This is a genomic window from Marinobacter sp. UBA2498, assembly GCF_002341575.1.
Taxonomy (GTDB): domain Bacteria; phylum Pseudomonadota; class Gammaproteobacteria; order Pseudomonadales; family Oleiphilaceae; genus Marinobacter; species Marinobacter manganoxydans.
Genome location: NZ_DDOI01000051.1, coordinates 1 through 22453, shown reverse-complemented (window position 1 = coordinate 22453; position 22453 = coordinate 1). Strand labels below are relative to the sequence as shown.

At 56.3% G+C, this 22453-nt stretch carries 23 protein-coding genes; 11 read left to right on the top strand and 12 right to left on the bottom strand.

Annotated elements, in window-relative coordinates:
• The 3 genes from B2W52_RS06090 to B2W52_RS06080 all read right to left on the bottom strand — a co-directional run.
• Positions 1-233, bottom strand: a 233-nt coding sequence (locus B2W52_RS06090; protein ID WP_286801929.1) for a flagellar basal body rod protein FlgC, incomplete at its 3' end; no start/stop codon positions are given.
• A 34-nt stretch (positions 234-267) separates the two neighbouring features.
• Entirely contained in the window at positions 268-666 is a 399-nt protein-coding gene (gene flgB, locus B2W52_RS06085; protein WP_041645182.1) for a flagellar basal body rod protein FlgB, read from the bottom strand.
• Positions 667-904: 238 nt separating this feature from the next.
• On the bottom strand, positions 905-1456 hold the full coding sequence (locus B2W52_RS06080; RefSeq protein WP_014576882.1) for a nitroreductase family protein: 552 nt from the start codon (positions 1454-1456) through the stop codon (positions 905-907).
• A 155-nt stretch (positions 1457-1611) separates the two neighbouring features.
• Here B2W52_RS06080 and B2W52_RS06075 point away from each other — a divergent pair, with 155 nt between their 5' ends.
• Together B2W52_RS06075 and B2W52_RS06070 are read left to right on the top strand one after the other, a co-directional pair.
• Positions 1612-1923 (top strand): Mpo1-like protein, encoded by a 312-nt coding sequence (locus tag B2W52_RS06075; RefSeq protein ID WP_053115004.1) that lies wholly within the window; start codon positions 1612-1614, stop codon positions 1921-1923.
• Between the two features lies 1 nt (position 1924).
• Positions 1925-3364, top strand: coding sequence for an adenylate/guanylate cyclase domain-containing protein (locus tag B2W52_RS06070; protein WP_053115003.1), 1440 nt, complete (start codon positions 1925-1927; stop codon positions 3362-3364).
• A gap of 30 nt (positions 3365-3394) precedes the next feature.
• On the opposite strand, the gene queF is transcribed toward B2W52_RS06070, so the two are convergent.
• From queF to B2W52_RS06055, 3 genes are read right to left on the bottom strand one after another with little or no spacing between them, the layout of a single operon-like run.
• Positions 3395-4213: an NADPH-dependent 7-cyano-7-deazaguanine reductase QueF gene (gene queF, locus B2W52_RS06065; protein WP_053115002.1), complete on the bottom strand. Its 819-nt coding sequence runs from the start codon at positions 4211-4213 to the stop codon at positions 3395-3397.
• Positions 4214-4227: 14 nt separating this feature from the next.
• Positions 4228-5001 carry an ABC transporter permease gene (locus B2W52_RS06060; protein WP_014576878.1) on the bottom strand — a complete coding sequence of 258 codons (774 nt, stop codon included), beginning with the start codon at positions 4999-5001 and terminating at the stop codon, positions 4228-4230.
• Complete coding sequence (locus B2W52_RS06055) at positions 4998-5948, bottom strand: ABC transporter ATP-binding protein (protein ID WP_014576877.1); 951 nt, start codon at positions 5946-5948, stop codon at positions 4998-5000. The genes B2W52_RS06060 and B2W52_RS06055 overlap by 4 nt, the downstream gene beginning before the upstream one ends.
• A gap of 261 nt (positions 5949-6209) precedes the next feature.
• Between B2W52_RS06055 and B2W52_RS06050 the strand changes: the two genes are divergently transcribed.
• The gene (locus B2W52_RS06050; protein ID WP_092032798.1) at positions 6210-7325 is read left to right on the top strand and encodes an organic solvent ABC transporter permease; all 1116 of its coding nucleotides are present in this window, start codon (positions 6210-6212) and stop codon (positions 7323-7325) included.
• On the opposite strand, the gene B2W52_RS06045 is transcribed toward B2W52_RS06050, so the two are convergent.
• The 3 genes from B2W52_RS06045 to B2W52_RS06035 form a co-directional block, all read right to left on the bottom strand.
• The gene (locus tag B2W52_RS06045; RefSeq protein ID WP_092032796.1) at positions 7315-8622 is read right to left on the bottom strand and encodes a cyclic di-GMP phosphodiesterase; all 1308 of its coding nucleotides are present in this window, start codon (positions 8620-8622) and stop codon (positions 7315-7317) included. The genes B2W52_RS06050 and B2W52_RS06045 overlap by 11 nt on opposite strands.
• 176 nt (positions 8623-8798) lie before the next feature.
• A complete protein-coding gene (locus tag B2W52_RS06040) occupies positions 8799-9254 on the bottom strand; it encodes a hypothetical protein (protein ID WP_286801918.1) in 456 nt (151 codons plus the stop codon).
• 211 nt (positions 9255-9465) lie between these two features.
• Positions 9466-9744, bottom strand: coding sequence for a PilZ domain-containing protein (locus tag B2W52_RS06035; protein WP_008174275.1), 279 nt, complete (start codon positions 9742-9744; stop codon positions 9466-9468).
• A gap of 186 nt (positions 9745-9930) precedes the next feature.
• Here B2W52_RS06035 and B2W52_RS06030 point away from each other — a divergent pair, with 186 nt between their 5' ends.
• Together B2W52_RS06030 and B2W52_RS06025 are read left to right on the top strand one after the other, a co-directional pair.
• Positions 9931-10947: a Fe(3+) ABC transporter substrate-binding protein gene (locus tag B2W52_RS06030; protein WP_039882044.1), complete on the top strand. Its 1017-nt coding sequence runs from the start codon at positions 9931-9933 to the stop codon at positions 10945-10947.
• 155 nt (positions 10948-11102) lie between these two features.
• Entirely contained in the window at positions 11103-12791 is a 1689-nt protein-coding gene (locus tag B2W52_RS06025) for an ABC transporter permease (protein ID WP_008174273.1), read from the top strand.
• A gap of 5 nt (positions 12792-12796) precedes the next feature.
• Here B2W52_RS06025 and B2W52_RS06020 read toward each other — a convergent pair whose 3' ends face one another.
• Together B2W52_RS06020 and B2W52_RS06015 are read right to left on the bottom strand one after the other, a co-directional pair.
• Positions 12797-13282 (bottom strand): thioesterase domain-containing protein, encoded by a 486-nt coding sequence (locus tag B2W52_RS06020; RefSeq protein WP_008174272.1) that lies wholly within the window; start codon positions 13280-13282, stop codon positions 12797-12799.
• Positions 13283-13413: 131 nt separating this feature from the next.
• On the bottom strand, positions 13414-15081 hold the full coding sequence (locus B2W52_RS06015) for an AMP-binding protein (protein ID WP_273072867.1): 1668 nt from the start codon (positions 15079-15081) through the stop codon (positions 13414-13416).
• Between the two features lie 241 nt (positions 15082-15322).
• Between B2W52_RS06015 and B2W52_RS06010 the strand changes: the two genes are divergently transcribed.
• The 6 genes from B2W52_RS06010 to B2W52_RS05985 all read left to right on the top strand — a co-directional run bounded on the left by B2W52_RS06010 (position 15323) and on the right by B2W52_RS05985 (position 22047).
• Complete coding sequence (locus B2W52_RS06010; protein ID WP_008174270.1) at positions 15323-16297, top strand: ABC transporter substrate-binding protein; 975 nt, start codon at positions 15323-15325, stop codon at positions 16295-16297.
• A 66-nt stretch (positions 16298-16363) separates the two neighbouring features.
• Positions 16364-17266 carry an ABC transporter permease gene (locus tag B2W52_RS06005; protein WP_286801912.1) on the top strand — a complete coding sequence of 301 codons (903 nt, stop codon included), beginning with the start codon at positions 16364-16366 and terminating at the stop codon, positions 17264-17266.
• A 9-nt stretch (positions 17267-17275) separates the two neighbouring features.
• Complete coding sequence (locus tag B2W52_RS06000; protein ID WP_286801910.1) at positions 17276-18070, top strand: ABC transporter ATP-binding protein; 795 nt, start codon at positions 17276-17278, stop codon at positions 18068-18070.
• Between the two features lie 403 nt (positions 18071-18473).
• Positions 18474-20612 carry an adenosylcobalamin-dependent ribonucleoside-diphosphate reductase gene (locus B2W52_RS05995; protein WP_104271082.1) on the top strand — a complete coding sequence of 713 codons (2139 nt, stop codon included), beginning with the start codon at positions 18474-18476 and terminating at the stop codon, positions 20610-20612.
• A 27-nt stretch (positions 20613-20639) separates the two neighbouring features.
• Positions 20640-21338: a TSCPD domain-containing protein gene (locus tag B2W52_RS05990; protein WP_014576864.1), complete on the top strand. Its 699-nt coding sequence runs from the start codon at positions 20640-20642 to the stop codon at positions 21336-21338.
• A gap of 283 nt (positions 21339-21621) precedes the next feature.
• Positions 21622-22047, top strand: a complete 426-nt coding sequence (locus tag B2W52_RS05985) for a DinB family protein (RefSeq protein WP_273072856.1) — start codon at positions 21622-21624, stop codon at positions 22045-22047.
• 4 nt (positions 22048-22051) lie between these two features.
• On the opposite strand, the gene B2W52_RS05980 is transcribed toward B2W52_RS05985, so the two are convergent.
• A partial coding sequence (locus B2W52_RS05980; RefSeq protein WP_286801904.1) for an ATP-binding protein occupies positions 22052-22453 on the bottom strand: 402 nt, incomplete at its 5' end.

Sequence of the window (22453 nt, the reverse complement as noted above, 5' to 3'; positions counted from 1 at the left end):
ACCCTCACGCCGGCGCCCGGCCCCTCATCGGCAGCCATGGGCAAGCCTCCCTGCCCGGGATTCATCAGAGACTGCTGAATCGCCGAGAAAACCGGCTTCCTGGCGCGATAGGTTTCCCCCGTGCTGGAACTTGCCGTTTCTGCATTGGCAATGTTGGACGCGGTTGTATTCAGCCGCAGTGATTGCGCGGTCATGCCGGAACCGGCGATGTCAAAAATGCTGCCCAGTGACATGAAAATTCTCCTTCGCTAATCCTGTGACTGCGGCTTATTCGCCCTTGAGGGCTTTGGTCAAACCGCTGAACTTGCTGTTCAAAAACTGGAAGCTGGCCTGGAAATCCATGGCGTTGCGCATAAACCGGGTCTGCTCCTGCTGGGCGTCTACCGTATTGCCGTCAACCGACGGCTGATGGGGAACCCGATACATCAAATCGCTTTCCGACGCCGATGGCGAGGTATCCATGTGCGCGTCATGGGTTTTGGCCATCTGGAATCCGCTGACCTGCTCCTGGGCCTTCTGCATCATGGCCTGGAAATCCAGATCCCGCGCCTTGAAACCCGGGGTGTCGGCGTTTGCCAGGTTGTTTGCCAGAACTTCGGCGCGTTTAACACGCGCTTCAACCGCGTGTTGATGAATGCCCAGAGCCGAATCAAACGTAATTGCCATGTTGCCTCCCGAAAACTGCACTGGTATGCCGAGCTGTTTTTGCCGGCTGTGCTCTTTGACAGGACTAAAGCAAGCTGAATGCCAGATTTATGGTCAGGTGTTAATTTGTCAGGAAACCCAGTGTTGGCAGGCCCTGCAGAGAATCCGAGTAGCGGTTACGGGAAAGGAGAAAGGAAAAGGGCAAGAAAAAGCGGCAAGCTGCTTCCCCCGGCAGAAGCCGGGGGTATTCAACAAGGTCTCAGGGCCAATGACTCACAAACTCGTCCACCGCCGGTCTGGGCACAGACGGCTTGGATGCCGAGACCGTACCGGTGTAGAGAAAGCCAACAATCTGTTCATGCTCTTCCAGGCCCAACCCCTGGTGAACCGAGGAGTGGTAGGCAACGCCGCCTGTTCTCCACATCACGCCGAAACCGGCATCCTGAAGGGCAAGCTCAACAAAACTCATGCCGGCAGCTGCCGACATGACCTGCTCGATTTCCGGTACTTTGGGATGCGTCCTCGGCGACGCGATACCAACTATGACCATGGGTGCGCGAAGGGGGGCACGCCGGAGCTTCTCGATTTCTTTCTCATCGCTGTTATTGGCACAGGTGGACGCAAACAGCTCTCCCAGGGCTTCAAGGCCTTTACCCTCGATCACCAGATAGCGCCAGGGCCTGAGCAGTGCATGGTCCGGTGCACGCGCCGCGCAGGAAAAGGCCCTTTCGAGGGTTGTCGAATCCGGCGCGGGTGATTCCAGCCTCGGTTCAGAGGAGCGGTTCAGGAGGAAATCGGTAACTGCGGTCATATCTGCTCGCTGTTTAAAGACTGTTGAAATATAGGTACGAACACAATTCATGGCTGTGAATTGTGGGTTCTACGTAATGCTGTTAACCTTTAGTCGTAGTCGGGTCTACCAACAATTATAAATGACGCGGTCGTACAACGTTGAGTGGCAACACAATGAGCAACCAGCAAACCTTCAATAACTTTTCCGAATTTTATCCGTACTACCTCGAAGAGCACAGCGACGTCACCTGTCGCCGTTTGCATTTCGCTGGAAGTCTCCTGGTCCTGATAGTCGCCGTATGGGCTCTGGCTTCGGGCAAGCTGTTGTGGCTTCTGGCCTTGCCGGTCATAGGCTATGGCTTTGCGTGGGTTGGTCATTTCAAGTTTGAAAAAAATCGCCCCGCTACCTTCAAATATCCACTGTACAGCCTTATGGGTGACTGGGTCATGTTCCGCGACATGCTCATTGGCAGGATCCGTTTCTGAAATGATGAGTGCCCCGGCAGACCTGCGTAATGCCAGTAGCTCAGCTGGCAGAGCCCTCTCGTCCGAGGCGGCGGGCAACCCGATCGCCATTCCCCCGATGCCCGATTACAATGGCCGGGTACTGGCATACACCTCAACCGCCGCCATTATCGTAACCGGCGTTCTCCAGGGCGCCTTTCCGCAATGGCTTCTCTGGCTGGTTGCCGGGGCCCTCACCTGGCCCCACATCGCCCATGCCCTGACTCGCCGCACTTTCCTCAGGAATTCGCCACGCATCCGTCAGAAAATGCTGATATTTGATTGCGTGGTTGGTGGCGCTTTCATTGGTTGCATCGGGCTGATCGTCATCCCCTCCCTCGCCGTTGCACTGATGCTGATGTTCAGTTGCCTGATTGTTGGTGGTATCCGTCAGTGGGTCCTGGGCACCGGCTTCATGGCGGCCTCCATTGCGGGGGCGGTTGCGATCGTCGGCCCGGCAGACGGACCACACTCGCCCCTGCTGACCAGCATCGTGTCGATTTTATCCACCGGGCTTTATATTTGCGTTACGGCTTACTATTCCCACCAGCAGGCACGGGCGTTGATGCTGGCAAAGACCCAGATCCAGAACCAGCGGGAGCAGTCCATCGCGCTTTCACACAAACTGTCCAAATATCTCTCGCCTCAAGTCTGGCAGTCGATCTTCACCGGTGAGCGGGACGTGAGACTGGAAACCCAGCGCAAGAAACTGGCGGTGTTTTTCTCTGACATCAAAGGCTTCACCGAATTGTCTGAGGAAATGGAACCCGAAGCACTGACCGAACTGCTGAATCACTACTTCAATGAAATGTCGGAAGTTGCTCTCAAGTATGGCGGCACCATCGACAAGTTCGTTGGTGATTCCATCATGGTGTTCTTTGGCGATCCAACCAGCCGTGGCCAGAGGGAGGACGCATTTGCCTGTGTCTCCATGGCCATCGAGATGCGCAAGCATATGAAAATCATGCGGCAGAAATGGCGCAGCCAGGGCATCAAGACCCCGCTGGAAATCCGCATGGGAATAAGCACCGGTTATACAACGGTTGGTAACTTTGGCGCCGAGAACCGGATGGATTACACGATTATCGGCAAGGAAGTAAACCTGGCCAGCCGGCTTGAGTCCCTGGCGGAGCCGGGCGAAATCCTCGTTTCCTACGAAACCTTCGCGCTGATCAAGGACAAGATCATGTGCAGAGACAAGGGCGAGATTACCGTGAAGGGCTTTGTCAAGCCGGTGCCAATTTACGAAGTGGTCGACTTCCGGCGCGACATGGGGCCCAACCGAAGCTTCCTGGAACACGAACATAGCGGCTTCGCCATGTATCTCGATTCGGACAAGATCACCGAGAAAGAGCGGCAGGCCATCCTGACCGCTCTGGAAGATGCTGCAGATCGCCTGCGGCGGGAAGAGGATGTTTCCTGAGGCGCTTCCCTGCGCTCAAACAGAATCCTGCTACTGACGTATCAACCTTGGGCCGGCATCCCCGCCGGTTTCCGTGCTTCGCCACGGATTTATATCCAGCCCGCCCCGCCGTGTATACCGGGCAACCACGGTAAGCGACTCCGGGTTGCACCGCCCCATCAGATCGGTAAACACGGTTTCCACGCAATGCTCGTGGAAATCCTGTTTCTGCCGGAAGCTCACCACGTAACGCAACAAACCGCCCCGATCGATTTTCGGTCCGGTGTAGCTTATGAGGAGTGTCGCCCAGTCAGGCTGACCGGTTACCGGGCAGTTGCTCTTCAGCAGATGGGAGCAGAGCCGTTCTGTCACCACCTCCCCACTCGCTGAAAGCGCCTCAGGCGCGTATTCAAAAACCACTTCGCTGACCGGCTCGTCATCAATGAGCTCGAAGCCCTCCGGCCGGCCAATCGCTTCACCGGATTCGTCGACGCTCAACAGATTCACCTGAACAGCACCGCCGCAGGCGCTGGAAAGATCCTGGGTAATCACCTCCGCGACCTGCTCCCGAGAAGAGTAGACCGCCTGGTTCAACGAGTTCAGGTACAGCTTGAGCGATTTGGACTCAATGATTGCGGGCGAGGCCGCCGGAAAAACAATCTCCGCCCAGGCCACTTCCGGCACGCCGCTTGGACGCAGCCAGGAGATTTCCCAGGCCTGCCACAGATCCTCGCCAAACCAAGGCCAACGGCCATCCTCCAGACCAATGCGGCGGCGATTTTCCTCTCTCGCCACCGGGAAAAGCAGCCCAGGATCGTAGCTGTCCGGGTAGTCGCTTGTCTTGCCAAGCGGAGCGTCGTTAAGTGCCATAGTGGTTCCTGAAATCAGTGGCGAATGCCTTTACCACGCTCCAGCATTCTGAGAGCGATGAATGCCAGTACGGAGATGAAAACCAGAATCATACCAAGAGAAACAAACGGATTAACGTCTGACACGCCCAGAATGCCGTACCGGAAGCCGTTGACCATGTAGAGGATAGGGTTGGCCATGGATACGCCCTGCCAGAACCCCGGCAGTAAATCGATGCTGTAGAACACGCCGCCCAGATACGTCAACGGCGTCAATACGAACGTGGGCACAATGGAGATGTCATCAAACTTGGTCGCCAACATGGCGTTGATAAAGCCACCCAGGGCAAACAGTGCCGAAGTCAGAAATACCGTCAGAACCATCATTGGCAAGTTGTGGATGGACAGGCGGGTAAACGCCAGTGACAACAGCGTGACAATCAGCCCGATGCCAAGGCCTCGCGCCATGCCACCTGTCACATAGCCGGCCAGGATCACCCAGTTCGGCACCGGCGACACCAGAAGCTCCTCGATACTGCGCTGGAACTTCATGGAGAAAAATGAAGACACCACATTGGCGTAGGAACTGGTGATCACCGACATCATGATCAGCCCCGGCACAATGAAAGACATGTAGTCGAAGCCGCCCATCTCCCCAATTCGGGAGCCGATGAGGTTGCCGAAAATAATGAAATACAGGGTCATGGTGACCGCGGGCGGCAACAGGGTTTGCGCCCAGATGCGGGTAAACCGCCGTATCTCCCGGACAACGATGGTACTAAAGGCGGTGAAGAGCGCTTGTGGAGTCATGCTGCACCCTCCACGGTTTGAGTTGACTCCGCAGCATTCTCTTCGACCATGCGAATAAACAGTTCCTCCAGCCGGTTGGCCTTGGTCCTCATGCTGACCACTTTGATGCCCAACCGTTCAAGCTCCACGAACACCTGGTTGAGCCCCTGCCCTTTCTGCACTTCCACCTCGAGAGCACCTTCTCCGTCCAATCGAGTCGGGAAACCATTCAGTTCAGGCGCGGCATCAAGGGTCTTCTCGGTGTCCAGAACAAAGGTTTCCAGGCTCAGTTGCTGCAGCAGGGCCTTTTTGCTGGTGTTTTTCAGAATCTTGCCGTGATCAATAATGGCAATATTGCGGCAAAGGGCTTCCGCTTCCTCCAGATAATGGGTCGTCAGGATAATGGTGGTGCCCTGACGATTCATTTCTTCCAGAAAGGTCCACATGGACCGGCGAAGTTCAATATCTACGCCAGCAGTCGGCTCGTCCAGGATCAACAGTTTGGGCTCATGAACCAGGGCCCGGGCAATCATCAGACGACGCTTCATACCTCCGGAGAGCATGCGTGCCGGGGTGTCCCGCTTCTCCCAGAGTCCGAGCTTTTTCAGATACTTTTCAGCCGACGCCGAGGCCTGTTTAAGAGGAATTCCGTAGTAGCCGGCCTGGGTGGTGACAATGTCGAAGACCTTTTCGAACTGGTTGAAGTTGAACTCCTGCGGCACAACACCAAGGTTCAACTTGGCATCCGAGAGATGGGTGTCGGTGTCATATCCGAACACCCGCACCTTTCCCGCTGTTTTGTTTACCAGGGAGCAAACAATGCCCAGGGTGGTCGATTTGCCGGCCCCATTGGGCCCCAGCAAGGCGAAGAAGTCCCCCTCGGCGACGTGCAGATCAATCCCCTTGAGAGCCTTGAAGCCGTCACCATAGGTTTTGGTGAGGCCCTCAATTTCCAGTGCATTGGTCATAACTCATCCCGATTCGGTGAAAAACGGCAATGAACGGCCCTCGCCGCCAGCCAGAATTTAGATTGCTATTTATTGTGACAAAGTCGCTGATTTCAAGGCCCTTATCGGCCGGAGGCATCCCCGGACCAATAACGGAAACTGCGACAGGAATCCCGATATGAGGCAAATCACGCCCCTATAATGCGGTTACAACAATTTACAAAAGAGGCTGCTGCACCCCGGGTGCAGGCGCGCTGAAACGAAGGGAATGTACGTTCAACCATGAGATCCGTTCACCGCACCCGACTTACGTTCACCCTGCTGGGCACACTTGCTCTCTCCGGCTGTCTGGATGACGGCGGAGGCTCCGGCGACGACAGGAGCACCGGCCGAGTCAATTTCAATGGTTTTAACGGTCTTTCCTATCAGACTGCCAGTCAGTCCGGCACCACGAACACAGCGGGAGAATTCCGCTACTACCCCGGCGAAACCCTCACGTTCAGGGTTGGAGACCTGCCGCTGGTTAGCGATGTACCGGCCAGGCAATACGTAACCCTGCTCGAATTTTTCGAGACCACCCGCACAGGGCTGCAAACGCCAATGGTGGATGATGAGGGTTTGAGCACCCACACGCTGACTGAGCAAAACGTTCTGGAGAATACAACGCTGATGAATCTGTCCCGGTTCCTGATGCTCCTGAACTGGAGCCAGAATGTCGCTGAGGGCGACGGTATCGATATCCGCGACCGGGTTATTACGCAGTTGAACGCGGCCCTTCCGGGCCTGACAGCGCCGATTGATTTCAGTGTCAGCGAATCCGAATTCACGGCCAACAACCCGATGTCCCCCGCCAACCAGCTGCTTGCCGCGATCTGTTTTTACCCCGAGGACGATGAACTCTGTGAAGAGCCGCCAACCCAGGAGGAAATCGACAACGCACCGCCACGACCGGAGAATGATGAAGATCGCGATCCTGACATTGAATACAGTGAAGACCTGCAGGCCAAAAAGGACCGAATCGAAAACGCCGTGCGAACCATGGAAGACATCGATTCGGAGGATGCCCAGACCTATCTCACCCGGGAACTCAAGGCGATCAGTACAACCGTCGCAAACCGATATTTCCTGGATGAAGACGTTGCCAGTCATCCGGCCACTGATACAGCTTTGAAGCAGGTTGCGGTTCGGAAAATCTGGGGCGGACTTTCCCTGGCGGAGCTGGAGGCCATCAGCACACGCCCGCAGGATATCCAGATAAATTCAGCCGACTGGCAGAGCGGAGAGGTTGAGTATTTTGTCGCTGGTCCCTCCGGCGGTGAGTCCGAGCTGCTGCTCAGCTTCCGTCCGGAGGATACCTATCGGTGGGTTCGCAAACAGCTGCGAGTGCTTATCCGCTGATCAGGCCCGAGAGGCTCCAGCGTGATTCCACGCCGGTCACGTCGTAATAGGAAGGATCGAGGCCTTCCGTACCGTGCGGCAGACAATCGCGAACCCGCACGGTTTCTGGCGCTTCCTTGCCTTCGTTATATCTGGCCAGATCAATAATTTTGGCTGTTTTCAACGGCCTTGAGGCAGCATCGGTCATTACCATTACCCGCGGCCACAAACGGCGCTCAGGGGAATGGGAAACCACAATACCGCGCTGACCATCGGTCAGCTCGACCAGACTCCCGGTGGGATAGATACCGATCGCCTGGATGAAATTCTCGACCAGGTCCTCCTGGAACTCGATATTGCGCATCTCATAGAGCAGCGTGACCGCTTTTGCCGGTGTCATCGGCTCGGCATGAGACCGGGGCGCTATCAACGATTCGAAAAATTCCGCGATACCGGCAACCTTGGCCAGCAATGGAATCCGATCGCCGCGGACACCCTCCGGAAAGCCGGAACCGTTATGACGTTCCCGATGCCCCTGAACCACACTCAGCACGGCACGGGAGAGCCCGCCGTTTTCAAGCATCCTGACTCCACGGCCAACGTAACTCCGGTAGGTCAGATACTCCTCTGAGCTTAACTGGCCTTCCCGCGCCAGCAACTCGGCAGGCAGCGTGGTCTTGCCCACCTGGGACAGCAGGCAACCCAGGCCCAAATGGTTCAGCAGCCCCTCGTTCAACCCGAGATGGCGTCCACACACCAGGGCCCAGACAGAGGTATTCAATGCATGCCGGTACAGGTAGCTATCGTGGGCACGGGTGCGACTGAGCCACAATAGAGCGTCTGGCTGGCGAACAACGCTACTCACCATTTTGCTGGTGATCGCAGCGATCGGCCGGAGATCGGGCACGCCATCGGCACGAAGTGTCTCGAAAAGCTGATCCAGCGCGCCTTCCATATCGTCAAGCAGGCGCTTTGAGGTTTTCATTTCCTTCTTGAGACTGGTAACGGTTTCATACGTCACTGGCTCGCGAATACTCAGGGGCGGCAACTGGAGTTGCTCCCGCCCACCCCTGCGCTTGCCTTGCAATGTTCCGAAAGCCGGCTTGCTTCCGCCTTTTACCTCTTTGGATTCCCTTGCTTCCGCCACATCGACCAGAACCCATTTGCAGTGGGATACCAGTGCACGAATGTCATCCTGGGACCGGATATGGAAACCCTGAATCGGAAAGGGGGTCTGATGCCATGGCCTGTCCAGATCAGACACGAACATGCCCACTTCCAGATCATGAACTGCGACTTTTTTCTGTTGGACACCCACGGGCCACCTCACACAACAAACTTTTCGATAGCTACCATTCTGACCGAACCGCCGGAAGACACAATTACAATATCGTATCGCCAGGTAACCCAAACGCGACAAAACGTAACGCTAATGTTCAACAGGAAACAAAATGTAGCAACGTGATGGGAGTCACATATCAACGTCAGAAAGTGTCACTCTGCGTCACATACCGATTCATCAAATTCAGGCAATCGGGACCGCATTGAACCCCGCGGCGCCTTCCGGACATAAACCGTGTACGGAACTGATGATGCTCGCAGATAGTCAAGGTTCAGCACGTCATCACCCTCACCCTCTGCCAAGACGGCAGGGGTACAGGACACCAGCAACTCCAGTTTCCCTTCTATTTCTGCAATACGGGCATCCGGATCCGCCGGATTGATGGACATGCAGCGGGTTGAGCCGCTTGCCGGCTGCCCCGTCTGCGCCACCAGATCCCGGCCCGCTTCGCCACAGGCACGAATACCCTCGCCGCAGGCACTCGCCTCTTCGTCATCGCGGAGGCGCCAGACACGGTCGCTGCACTGGGTTTCCAGCTTCACGGGCGTGGCTTTATCGCCGGCAAACCACCAACCAGGATACTCCGCGCTTTGCCAGGACAGCCGCACGTGTCTTGGCTCACCGGATGAATTCTCAGCCGGAAACATCGCAAAATGTGAGTAATAGCTCGCACAGCCCGATACGGAAACCAGGACAAGGCTTGCAATAATTGGCTTGTAAGCTCTGGAAAAGACTGAAAAGATCATCTGGCTGTTGCATCCCTGACAGCGGTTGGTTGAACACTGCCATTATCCACGGCAGGGGCATTCAATCCGTCTATCAGTCACCATTTTGATCAAACTGGAGGCCGTACCCGTCGTTGGTTTTGCGCACGACCACCATTTCAAGTATCGGTGCTGGAACAGGTAGCCCCTGCACCTGCACGGTAACTGTGTCGCCGAGGTTTGGCGCAAATGGCTCAGTGTCCACAACGATGAAAACACCGCCGTCGGAGATATCGCGGGTCGAGAATATGAACTCGCCGAGCTCCTCGTGAACCACCTTTACTTTCGCACTCATTGCCGTGCGTATGTGCTCTCTTCGATCGTTCCCATCCATTTGAGGATTCCACTACTTTTTGCATAGTTTTTATAGTCTTCCGAAGCATAACACCATTTTCAGAAAAATATGCCAACGGAGAGATTGACTCTGGAGTCAATGGAAATGAGAATGGTTGGCGTTTTTAAAAACTTGCCGATCCTGGCAAAGCAAATTAATACCGGAAACACCCGAAAGGATGGGAATATGCGAATGAAACTGGCTGCTACCGCAGCAATCGCCCTCTCTGCCATGCCCATGGCCGCCTCCGCAGATGGCGAGGTCAATATCTACTCATACCGTCAGGCATATCTGCTCGAACCCCTGCTGAACGCTTTTGAACAGGAAACCGGCATCCAGAGCAACGTGGTCTTTGCCAAACAGGGTCTGGCCGAGCGACTGGAGCGCGAGGGTCGCAACAGCCCGGCAGATTTGGTGATGACCGTTGATATTTCCCGCCTCAACGAGCTGGTAGAACGTGATCTCGTTCAGAACGTCGACAACGAGACTCTGGAAGAGAACATTCCGGAAAACCTGCGCCATCCCGAGGGCAAGTGGTTTGCCCTGACCACCCGCGGGCGCCTGATCTTCGTTTCCAAGGACCGCGTGGAAGAAGGTGAGATCACCACCTACGAACAACTGGCAGACGACAAGTGGAACAACCGTATCTGTACTCGCAGCGGCAAGCACCCCTACAACATCGCCCTGTTCTCCTCCATGATCGCACACCATGGTGAAGCCGAAACCGAGAAGTGGCTGGAAGGCCTGAAAGACAATCTGGCCCGCAAACCCCAGGGTGGTGACCGCGACCAGATCAAGGCTATTGCCGAGGGCGTATGCGACGTCTCCATTGGTAACAGCTACTACTATGGCAATATGCTGCAGGATGAGAACCAGCGGCCGATTGCCGAACAGGTACGGCTTGTATTTCCGAACGCCGAAGGCCGGGGCACTCACGTAAATATCAGTGGTATTTCACTGACCAAGAGCGCGCCTAACCGCGAGAACGCCATCAAACTGATGGAATTCCTGTCTTCACCGAAAGCCCAGCGTATCTACGCTGAGGCAAACACGGAATACCCGGCAAACCCGGAGGTTAAGCCTTCCGGACTGGTTGCCGAGTGGGGTGAGATCAACCCCGACAACCTGTCACTGCAGGAGATTGCAGATAACCGCAATGCCGCAGTCAAACTGGTTGACCGCGTCGATTACGACGGCGAGTAATCGCCAACAGTGAGGGTGGTTTGACCACCCTCACATGCCCTTTGGCGGGCGCTTCCCTCTTCCGGTATGACACCAGTCGTTGCAGGCATCAGGTCAGGTGACTACAATCTGCAGCCTTCAATTGGACAGACTCCACATCCAGGCGCAGGGACACTATGAGCGAGGCCGCAACCAGCGTTAATCCAGGGCTATCCCAGCCCCTGCTGGCTAAGCGTACCTCTCCAAAATGGATGATCAGCGCACTTCTGACCACCGCCATCGTCGCCCTTCCGGTTCTCTCCGTTATTTTTCTGGCGTTTTTTCCCGAAGAGAACATCTGGCCACACCTGATCGAAACCACCCTTCCCCGGTACCTGACAACCACGCTCAAACTGATGATTGGGGTGGGTGCCCTTACCCTGGTTATAGGCCTGGCGTCGGCCTGGGCGGTCACCATGTGCGAGTTTCCGGGTCGCAAATTCTTTGAGTGGGCGATGCTGCTACCATTTGCAGTGCCCGCCTACGTTATTGCCTATGTGTACACAAGCCTCCTGGACTACGCTGGCCCCGTTCAGGGTGCCTTGCGAGACCTGTTCGGCTGGAGCAGTGCCGCAGACTACTGGTTCCCGGAAATTCGCAGCCTCGAAGGCGCCACGCTGATGATCGGGCTGGTGTTGTATCCCTACGTTTACCTTCTGGCCCGCGCCGCCTTTCTGGAACAGTCCCCGTCTCTGTTCGCGGTCAGCCGCAGTCTCGGCCACTCCGCGCTGAGCACGTTCTTCAGGGTGGTTCTGCCCATCGCCCGGCCGGCGGTAGCCGTCGGCCTTTCCCTGGTGCTGATGGAAACCCTGAACGATTTTGGCACCGTGGACTTCTTTGCCGTCCAGACCCTGACCGCTGGCCTGTTTGATACCTGGATGAATCTGGGCAACCTCGGTGGGGCCGCTCAAATAGCCACCACAATGCTGATCTTCGTGGTGATCCTGGTTACCCTGGAACGGTATTCCCGAAGACGCCAGCAACAGTTCGCAGCGCGGGACAACCGTGAGCCGATCCAGCGCTTCACCATGTCCTTCCCGCGCCAGATGATTTGCGTAGCGGTTTGCGCTTTGCCGGTTCTGTTCGGTTTCGTGATTCCCGGTGCAACCCTCGGGCTCTATGCGTGGGAATACTTCGGTGAAAGCTGGAACCCGGATTTTGTCCGAAACACCTTCAACAGCCTTTTCCTCTCTGGCACGGCAGCCCTCACTACTCTGCTGATTGGTGTTACGCTCGCCTACAGCCGCCGACTGCACAACACTCGCAAAATGCAGGTACTGATGCGCCTTTCCAGCCTGGGCTATGCCATGCCCGGCGCCGTGCTGGCTGTTGGTGTGATTGTGCCCCTGGCAGGTTTTGACAACTGGCTGGATAGCCTGATGCGGGACGTATTCGGAATCAGCACGGGCCTGTTACTGAGTGGCTCGGCCTTCGCCCTGGTGTTTGCCTACACCGTGCGATTCCTTGCCGTTTCGGCCGGTAGCGTGGAGAGTGCGTTGCAGAAGATTACCCCGAGCATGGACATGGCGTCCCGCTCTCTGGGCCACACCCCGGGCAACACCCTGGTCAGGGTTCACTTGCCAATGTTGCGAGGCACATTGGTAACAGCGGCCCTGGTGGTTTTCGTCGATTGCATGAAGGAATTGCCGGCCACCCTGATACTCAGGCCGTTCAACTTCGAGACACTGGCGACCTACGTGTACCAGTTCGCCTCTGACGAGCGCCTGTACCACAGCGCGCTGCCCGCCCTGATTATTGTTCTGGCTGGCATCATTCCGATTATTCTGATGAGCCGCTCAATCTCCAACAGCCGGTCAATTGCCTGACCAGCTCAGAACGTTACCCGGGATTTCACATCCTGAACCACGAACCGCCCCTGGAAAACCGCCACAGGATCCCCCTCAGGCATTGTGTTTGGTTCGCCGCAAAAAACCTCTGCCGTCAGATCCAGCCGACCCTTGCCATGCCGGGCCAGACTCTTGCGAAAACGTTCCGGTACCTCCTCACCGGGCAGGCGGCAGATCACATAGAAATCGGAAGACACGGGCTCGAGGTAGTCGATATTCCCGCTCTGCACCACCACATTGCCCTTTAAGCCAAGATCCCATAGTGCCAATTCAGTCAGGCCCCAGGCCGCAGTAACCGCCGCAGAGTACACGCTGCCTCCGAACCCCGTACCCTGGTGGTTCTTGTTGGGTTCCAGCGGCGCACTGAGCAGCAGCGAATGGCCATCCCAGGAATGCAATTGAATCCCCAACGCCCGGGAAAGGGGAATTTCGTCCTGGATACGCTTCTGGAAAAGGGACAACTGGCTCATAACATCCTCCTGATATTCATCCAGTTTAGGCCCGCTTACTCCTTTTCCCTATGCGACTTACGTCGGTTTTTTCCGGCACAAAAAAGCCCGGCAGAGCCGGGCCATAACATCTTCATTTTGAATCGGGCGTTTTACTGCCAGATAACCGGCTGACGCTGTGCATACCAGTTCTCCACTTGCTCCTGATACGCATCCTCAACCACATTGCGCTTGAGCTTCATGGTCGGCGTGAGGAAGCTGTTCTCGATCGACCACTCGTCGCTCATTACGGTGATAAACGCCAGCTGTTCGTGGGGATCCACGGTCTTGTTCACATCGGCAATCAGCTTCTTGAAGCTCTCTTCGATTTCCTTACGGAAGGCTTCATCCGCCATTTTCGGCCGGGACTCCTCGGCCAGCATCACCAGCGCGTGGGGCTGGGTCTGATTGGCACCGGAGACACACACCATCTCGATGGCATCGTGGGACATCAGACGGTTCTCAATGGGTGCAGGCGCAATATACTTGCCCTTGCTGGTCTTGAAGATTTCCTTGATGCGACCGGTGATCTTGAGCCGGCCCATCTCATCAATTTCACCCTTGTCGCCAGTCTTCAGGAAGCCATCCTCGGTGAAGGTCTCCCGGGTTTTCTCTTCGTCCTTGTAGTAGCCCATCATGGTGGCCGGGCTCTTGATCTGGATCTCTCCCTCCGGGCTGATGCGGGTTTCAACCCCCGGCGCGGACTCACCGACGTAACCGGTTCTTGAGCGCCCTGGCTTGCTCATGTGGGAGTAGGCAAAGTTTTCAGACATGCCATAGCCCTCAAGCAACTCGAGACCAAGGTTGCGGTACCAGTCCAGAACGTCGCTCGCCAGGGGGGCCGAGCCACTGCCTGCCAGCTTGACCTTGTCCAGGCCCAGACCCTTCAGGATTTTCTTCTTGATCAGTTTGTTGACCACCGGAATCTTCAGCAGCCGGTCCAGCTTCTTTTTCGGCAGCTTCTGAAGCACACCGTGCTGGAATTTCACCCACAGGCGCGGTACCGAGAGGAACAGAGTTGGCTGGGCACGCTGCAAATCCTGCACGAAAGTATCCAGAGATTCCGCAAAATACAGATGGAAGCCGGCATACAGCGATGCCAGCTCAACAAAGGTGCGTTCGAATACGTGAGCCAGCGGCAGGTACGACAACATGCGCTCCTCGGAGCTCACGCCGAGTACCTCCATGCCCCCCTCTGCCGCATAGGCCATATTGTAAAAGCTGAGCATGACGCCCTTGGGTTTCCCGGTGCTACCGGAGGTGTAAACGATGGTGGCCAGTTCGTCGGCATCACGCTGAACGTTTTCTTCCAGAGGCGGATACTTGGCGACAATATCGTCCCAGGTTTCGAAATCATTGGGCGGGCTCAGCGGGAAGGAGATGCAACGCACGGATTCCGGCACGCCCGGTTTCATCATGTTCCAGTCGTCCAGCTTGCCGACAAACACCACCTCGCACTCGGCGTGGTTCAGGATGTAATTAACGGTGTCGGCATTCAGGGTGGGATAAAGCGGAACGGAAATATGGCCGGCCATCCAGATGGCCCAGTCGGTCATGATCCAGTGGGCGCAGTTTTTGGAAATAAGGCCGATGCGACTCTTTTCGGGGAGATTCAGGGACTTCAGGTAAGACGCCATGCACCTCGCCTCATCCACCGCCCGGCCCCAGGTATACTCCACCGTTTTTCCGTCCCCGATGGGCTGGGTCATATAGACGGAGTTCGGCTTGGCATTCTCCCAGTGATAGACCATATCCAGGGGAAGTTTGTTTGTTGTGTCCATGGACCTTCCTTGCAGTTCGTTCTTGGAGTTATAGATGACTCATTATTAGACTTTCGTAGGGTATTTCAACATAGTATGAGCGGTCAAAACGTGACACAAGCAAAATAATTTCCAACTGCATCTATTGCAACCCAAACGCCGCCACCGGCAACATCCCCTACCCCTTGAACCCCTTGCCTGTGGTAAACTTCCGCCCCTTCAGATTCGCAACATATCAGTTAACCTACCCGGAGATGGGCATATGGCCAAGACAACCCTGCGCACCCTGTTCGGTGCCACCCTGCTGGCGCTGGCAACACTTGTTCAGGCACAGGAACCCCGCGTTGTAGCCATCACACAGATTGTGGAACACCCGGCACTGGACGCCGTCTACCAGGGCATAAAAGATGAACTCGCCGAGCGCGGCTTCAAAGAGGGCGACAACCTCGAAGTGATGCACGAAAGTGCCCAGGGCAACTCTGCCATTGCTTCCCAGATTGCCCGCAAATTCGTTGGTGAGAGTCCCGACGTGATCGTGGCGATTGCAACGCCTTCCGCGCAAACCGTTGCCGCTGCGGCCCGCAATACACCGGTGATTTTCTCCGCTGTGACCGACCCGCTTGGTGCCAAGCTGGTAAGCAATCTGGAGGCGCCTGGCGCAAACATTACCGGCGTAAGCGACATGCTGCCCATCGACAAACACCTGGACATGCTGCAGCGCGTAATGCCCGATGCCAAACGCATTGGCACGGTGTACAACCCGGGCGAAGCCAATGCCGTTTCCCTGGTGGAACTGCTCGAAGAGCGCCTCGCGGCGCGTGGTCTTGAACTGGTAAAAGGCGCTGCCACCAAAACTTCCGAGGTTCTGGGCGCGGCCCGCTCCCTGGTGGGTAAAGCAGACGCCATCTACCTGACCACAGACAATACCGTGATCAGTGCTGCCGAAGCCGTTATCTCTGTTGGTGAACGCGCCAGTATTCCGGTATTCGCGGCGGACACCGCTACCGTTGAGCGCGGTGCCGTTGCAGCACTCGGGTTTGATTACTACGACCATGGCCGCCAGACCGGCGTGATGGTTGCCCGGGTATTGAATGGCGAGAAACCCGGCGAAATGGCGGTTGAAACCATGGAGAAGCTGGACCTGTTCGTGAACCCGGCCGCCGCAGAGCGCATGGGCATCACCCTGTCAGATGATGTGATCGCAGACGCGAAGAAAGTGATCGACAGCGCCAAGTAATCCCCCTGAACCCAACGGGCGGCCCTCACGAGGGGCTGCCCGTTTTATCATTGGTGATACCCGACCATGCTGAGTAACATCGCTCTTTATGGTGCCATTGAGACCGGACTGATCTACGGCCTGGTCGCCTTCGGCATCTACCTCTCCTTCCGGGTGCTGGATTTCCCGGATCTCACTGTAGATGGCAGCTTTCCCCTCGGTGCTGCCGTTGCCGCCGTACTGATCATTGAAGGCTGGAACCCGTGGCTGGCCACAGGCTGTGCCGTCATGGCCGGCATGGCCGCAGGCGCGGTAACAGCACTGCTGAATGTGAAACTCAACATTCTTAATCTGCTGGCCTCGATCCTGACCATGATTGCGCTCTATTCAGTCAACCTGCGCATCATGGGCCGCCCCAACGTGGCCCTGCTTACCGAAGAAACCGTGCTGACGCCCTGGTACGACTTGGATCTGGCCTACCACCAGGTACCGGTGCTTCTGTTCGTTATTGTGGTCTTTGTTGCCCTTATCCTGCTGTGGCGTTTCATGAAATCCGAAACCGGCCTGGCCATGCGAGCCACTGGCGCCAACGCCAGAATGGCCCGGGCACAGGGCATCGCCACCGGCGCCATGATTGTTCTCGGCGTTGCCGTTTCCAACGGCCTTGTCGGGCTTGCCGGTGCGCTCTTCGCCCAGAGCCAGGGTGCAGCCGATGTCACCATGGGCGTTGGCGTGATCGTCATTGGCCTTGCCTCCCTGATTGGCGGTGAAGCCGTGGTGACTCCCTCAACCGTGGTACGCGCGCTCATCGCGTGCGTGGTGGGTGCAATCATCTACCGACTGGCCATTGCCTTCGCTCTGAATGCGGATTTCCTGGGACTGCAGGCCCAGGATCTGAACCTGATTACCGCGGTTCTGGTCACTCTGGCCATCGTTTTGCCCGGCGTACGTTCATCCATTGCCGGCAAACTTTCCCGTAGCAAGGACTAAGGAGGCGAAATGATCAGTGCAACCGATCTCCGGCTTACCTTTGGCAAGGGCACACCGCTGGAAAACCCGGCCCTTCGGGGTATGAGCCTGACCGTTAACCAGGGTGAATTCGTCACCGTGATAGGCAGCAACGGCGCCGGCAAATCCACCTTTCTGAACGCCCTCGCCGGCGAAGTGCTGGTAGATAGTGGCCAGATCATCGTGGACAACCTGGACGTCACCAAACTGCCGACCCACAAACGGGCCGGCCGTGTTGCCCGGGTATTCCAGGACCCACTGGCCGGTACCTGCGAGGGCCTCAGCATTGAGGAAAACCTCGCCCTGGCCATCAAACGTGGCCAACGCCGCGGCCTCACCAGCGCCGTAAAGAAGCAGTACATGGACAAATTCAGGGACAGCCTTTCGTCCCTGAATCTGGGCCTGGAAAAACGTCTTGGCGACAAAATGGGCCTGCTCTCAGGGGGTCAGCGCCAGGCCGTGAGCCTGCTGATGGCGAGCCTCACGCCCTCAAGCATCCTGCTGCTGGACGAACACACGGCCGCGCTGGACCCGAAAACCGCTGCATTCGTGCTGGAACTCACCACCAAGATCATCGAAGAGCAGAAGCTCACCGCACTGATGGTAACCCACAGCATGAAGCAGGCGCTGGAGGTCGGCAGCCGCACGGTAATGCTGCACCAGGGCCAGGTGGTATTCGATATCGCAGGCAAAGACCGCGAAGGTCTGGAAGTGAAGGACCTGCTCGGGCTGTTTGAAAAGCAGCGTGGGCTGGAAGTGGACGACGACAGCCTGTTGCTGGGCTGATAAAAAAACGGGGGCCAGACTGGCCCCCGTTTCCCCTCCCTGCCCACTTGTTTTTCTCACTTTTCCTCCGGAATCGCACAATTCGCTATTGACACCACCTCCTCACAAAACCACAACATGTAGTGGTTTTGAACCTTTAGCCCCAAACCGCTGTTTTAGAAAAAATTTCCCGGATTCAAGCCGGTTTTGATTGATTTTCTTTGCCCCGAAGCGTCTATCAATAGTTGCGTTCTTATTCACAGAACACTATATCCTGTTATACTCGTTTCAGATTCAGCCCATATATAGTGGTTAAAAAGAAAACAGGCCCAAGGCCAAAGATACGATTTTCAAGGGGTATGGCGCCGCCGGTACAAGGACTGGCGCCATCAAAAGAAGACATACCGGAAGACAGAGGGTGGAAATGAACGCTAAGGCACAGGCAGTGGTAACAACAATTCCGATGCAGGAAGCCTCGATCGACATCTGGCACAGCAAATATCAGCTGAAGACCAAGACCGGCGAGCCCGTGGACAAGGACATCAACGCAACCTACGAACGCGTTGCCAAAGCCCTTGCCGAGGTAGAAAACAAATCCGTGCGCACCCAGCACATGAAGAACTTCATCTGGGCCCTGCAGAACGGCGCCATCCCTGCCGGCCGGATTACCTCCAACGCCGGTGCCGAAGCGCACAAGCCGGCAACGTCCACCATCAACTGCACCGTATCCGGCACCGTTCAGGATTCCATGAACGACATCCTGGAAAAAAACCACGAAGCCGGCCTTACCCTCAAGGCAGGTTGTGGTATCGGTTATGAATTCTCCACCCTGCGCCCGAAAGGCGCGTACGTAGCCGGCGCCGGCGCAACCACCTCCGGCCCGCTGTCTTTCATGGATATCTTCGATCGCATGTGCTTCACCGTGTCCTCTGCCGGTGGCCGCCGCGGCGCCCAGATGGCCACGTTCGATGTGCACCATCCGGACGTGATCGACTTCATCCAGGCCAAGCGTGAAGACGGTCGCCTGCGCCAGTTCAACCTCTCGCTGCTGATCACTGAAGACTTCATCGAAGCCGTGCGCAACGACGCCGACTGGCACCTCTCCTTCCCCGTTACCCAGAAGGAAGTGGAAGACGAGAAGCTTGACCTGAGCGACGAAAGCCAGTTTGTATACCGTGATTTCCCGGAACAAAAAGGCTACGTGGTGAACGGTGAAGGCAAGGTTGCCTGCCGCATCTACCGCACCCTGAAAGCCCAGTTCATCTGGGACACCATCATGACCAGCACCTACGACTACGCCGAGCCGGGTTTCATCCTGATCGACAAGGTCAACCAGATGAACAACAACTGGTTCTGCGAAGACATCCGTGCCACCAACCCCTGCGGTGAGCAGCCCCTGCCCCCGTATGGCAGCTGCCTGCTGGGCTCCGTGAACCTGACCATGTTCGTGGACTACCCGTTCACCGACAAGGCCAGCTTTAACTACGAGAGGTACCGCAAGGTTGTGGCGATCTTCACCCGGATGCTGGACAACGTGGTTGAGATTAACGGCCTGCCGCTGGCTGAACAGCGCCACGAAATCACCTACAAGCGCCGCCACGGTATGGGCATCCTCGGCCTGGGTTCCACCCTTGCCATGCTGCGCATGCCTTACGGTTCTGCAGAATCCGTACAGTTCACCGAAGAAGTCGTTCGTGAGATGGCCGTGGAAGGCTGGCGCCAGTCCCTCGCCCTGGCCGAGGAAAAAGGCGTTGCGCCGATCATGGACGACGAGTTCGAGATTACCCCGAAAATGCTCACCAAGTGCCCGCAGCTGTCTGAAGACGGCTACAAACTGGGCGACAAGGTGAAAGGCCGCATCCTGCACGCCAAGTACAGCAAGTACATGCAGGAAATTGCCAAAGTAGAGCCGAAGCTGGTGGAAGAACTGGCCGAGAAAGGTGGTCGCTTTACCCACCACACGTCCATCGCGCCGACCGGCACCATCAGCCTGTCACTGGCCAACAACGCCAGTAACGGCATCGAGCCGAGCTTCTCGCACCACTACGCGCGTAACATCATCCGCGAAGGCCGGAAGACCAAAGAGAAAGTTGACGTATTCTCCTTCGAGCTGCTGGCATACCGCCATATGGTGAACCCGGGCGCCATGCCTTTCTCTGAGGAGGAAGACAAGAAGCTGCCGGCCTACTTCACCACCTCCGACGACGTAACACCGTCGCAGCACGTGGACATCCAGGCCGCCGCCCAGAAGTGGGTAGATTCCTCGATTTCCAAGACCGCGAACGTTCCGACAGACTTCGCTTACCAGGACTTCAAGGACATTTACCTCTACGCCTACGATAAGGGCCTGAAGGGTTGCACCACTTTCCGCTTCAACCCGGAAGCCTTCCAGGGCGTACTGGTTAAGGAAAAAGACCTCGAGAACACAATGTACGAGTTCACCCTGGACGATGGCAGCAAGGTCACCCTCAAGGGCAACGAGCAGGTAGAGTACGACGGCGAAATTCACAACGCCGCCAACCTGTTTGACGCGCTTAAAGAAGGCACCTACGGCAAGTACTGATCCGGGAACCGACACAGGACAACGAACATGACAGTTAAAATCAGCAACAAAATCGTCGGCTACCGCGTAAAGAAGGCCGACCCTGAAGCAGCCGCCGAACACCAGGCACCGGTGCACGCAGAAACCAAGCCCGTTCAGATGAACGAATACATCGAACGGCCGGACTTCCTGCTGGGCACCACCTACAAGATCAAGCCGCCGGTGGCTGAGCACGCGATGTACATCACCATCAACGACATCCTGCTCAACGAAGGCACCGACCACGAGAGCCGGCAGCCGTACGAAGTGTTCATCAACTCCAAGTCGATGGAACACTTCCAGTGGGTTATCGCCCTCACCCGCGTTATCTCTGCGGTATTCCGCAAGGGTGGCGACGTAACCTTCCTGGTGGAAGAGCTGCGCAGCGTGTACGACCCCAACGGGGGCTACTTCAAGAAAGGCGGCGTGTTCATGCCTTCCCTGGTCGCTGAAATCGGCGCCGTGATCGAGAAGCACCTGAAGGCCATTGGCCTGCTGGAAAGCGAGGAAATGAGCGAGACCACCAAGCGCATCCTCGCCGAAAAGCGCGCCGAGTTCGAAGCCAGCCACAGCACGGCTACGAATGATGAAAAGGCCAGCGACTTCCCGCCAAACGCCACCATGTGTGGCAAGTGCAGCACCAAGGCGGTGATCGTGATGGATGGGTGTGCTACCTGTTTGTCTTGCGGCGATAGTAAGTGCGGTTAAGGTGATTGACTGCATTGAGTGACGAGAAGGCCTGGAGTGAGAACTTCAGGCCTTTTTGTTTGGTGGGCAGGAAAAGTCATCGGTTTTATCGAAAAATTGGTGATCTCAGGAAAAGCAGTCGTTGTGATCGTTTTTATAGAAGTTTTGAGGCAAGTTTGGAATTCAAGATATTGAGATTTTTTGAACTTTTGGTTCGATTGGCAAAGTGGTCATTCTGGATAGTTGGTCGGAAAAATGGTCATCGCGACCAATATAAAAATGTTATACATGAGAGGGAACTCAGGTGAGCCTGAAAGATCACTTTGAATTGCTGTCCATATACAACCAATGGATGAATTCCAAAATTTACGAGTCTGCAAGTTCGCTCTCTGCAACAGACTTAACTCAGGATCGCGGGGCTTTTTTCGGCTCTATTCTTGGAACTCTGAATCACATCGTCGTTGGTGACACGATCTGGCTGAAGCGGTTTGCCAACCATCCATCCTGCGTGGGCTCGTTGCAGGAGGTCGCCAACCTTCCAAATCCGACAAGCCTAAGCCAGATAGTGTTTGACGATATTGGTAGCTTATTCGAACATCGGACTTGGCTTGACCGGCAGATTATTAGCTGGGTAGCCGGGTTGCGTATTCCGGCGAACGTGACCGGTCATTCCGGGGATCGTGACCGGTTTGCACACGGCCATCACGCTGGAGTCAGTTTTGTACTCTGAGCGGTCACGATGGGTCAACCGATTCCGTGTTTTGTGCCTTGGCTTTTCTTAGTGATTCTCCTTTTAGATTGAGTCGGTGAGCGCCGTGCAGAAGCCGGTCCAGAATGGCGTCTGCGAGTGTGGCGGAGCCGATGTAGTCGTGCCAGTGTTCGGTTGGTAACTGACTAGCGATCAGGGTTGAGCCTCTTCCGTGCCGATCCTCAATCACTTCCATCAGATCCTGTCGTTGTTGCACGGTGACCTTCTGCATCCCCCAGTCATCCAGGATCAGCAGGTCGGTTTTCAACAGTTGGTTCATCAGGCGGGCGTAACTGCCATCGCCGTGGGCGATGCGCAGCTGTTCGAACAGGCGCGGTACCCGCAAGTAGCGCACCGAGAGCCCCTGCCGGCAGGCCTGGTTGCCCAG